1 protein-coding gene is annotated in these 1,019 nt (G+C 58.0%); it reads right to left on the bottom strand.

The window, feature by feature from the left end:
- Positions 1 to 1,019, bottom strand: a 1,019-nt coding sequence (tuf, locus tag ACR0IV_RS21735; RefSeq protein WP_480661156.1) for an elongation factor Tu, incomplete at both ends; no start/stop codon positions are given.

Genomic DNA, 1,019 nt, shown 5'->3' on the forward strand with positions numbered 1-1,019 from the left:
GTCACGGTGCCGGTCACGTCAGTGGTCCGGAAGTAGAACTGCGGACGGTAGTTCGCGAAGAACGGAGTGTGACGACCGCCTTCTTCCTTGGTCAGGATGTAGGCTTCGGCTTCGAACTTGGTGTGCGGTGTAACCGAACCCGGCTTACACAGAACCTGGCCACGCTCAACGCCGTCACGGTCGATACCGCGCAGCAGGGCGCCGATGTTGTCGCCCGCTTCACCGCGATCCAGCAGCTTGCGGAACATTTCAACACCGGTACAGGTGGTTTTCTGAGTGTCACGGATGCCGACGATTTCGATCTCGTCGCCAACATTGATCACGCCACGCTCAACACGACCGGTCACAACGGTACCACGGCCCGAGATCGAGAACACGTCTTCGACCGGCATCAGGAACGGCTTGTCGACTTCACGCTCAGGGGTGTCGATGTAGTCATCAACAGCCGCCATCAGTTCCTTGATCTTCTCTTCACCGATTTCAGCGTTGTTGCCTTCCATCGCGGCCAGAGCCGAACCTGCGATAATCGGAACATCATCACCGGGGTAGTCGTAGCTGGACAGCAGTTCGCGAACTTCCATCTCAACCAGTTCCAGCAGCTCTTCGTCGTCAACCTGGTCAACTTTGTTCATGAACACGACCATCTTCGGGATGCCAACCTGGCGGCCCAGCAGGATGTGCTCGCGGGTCTGCGGCATTGGGCCGTCAGCGGCGTTCACAACCAGGATCGCGCCGTCCATCTGAGCGGCACCGGTGATCATGTTCTTGACGTAGTCGGCGTGGCCGGGGCAGTCGACGTGCGCATAGTGGCGGTTGTCGGTCTCGTATTCCACGTGGGCGGTCGAGATGGTGATGCCACGTGCTTTCTCTTCAGGCGCGCCGTCAATCTGGTCATACGCTTTGAAGTCACCGAAATACTTGGTGATTGCTGCGGTCAGCGTCGTCTTGCCGTGGTCAACGTGGCCAATCGTGCCGATGTTGACGTGCGGTTTTGTACGCTCAAACTTTTCCTTTGCCAT

This window comes from Ruegeria sp. C2 (assembly GCF_056537765.1).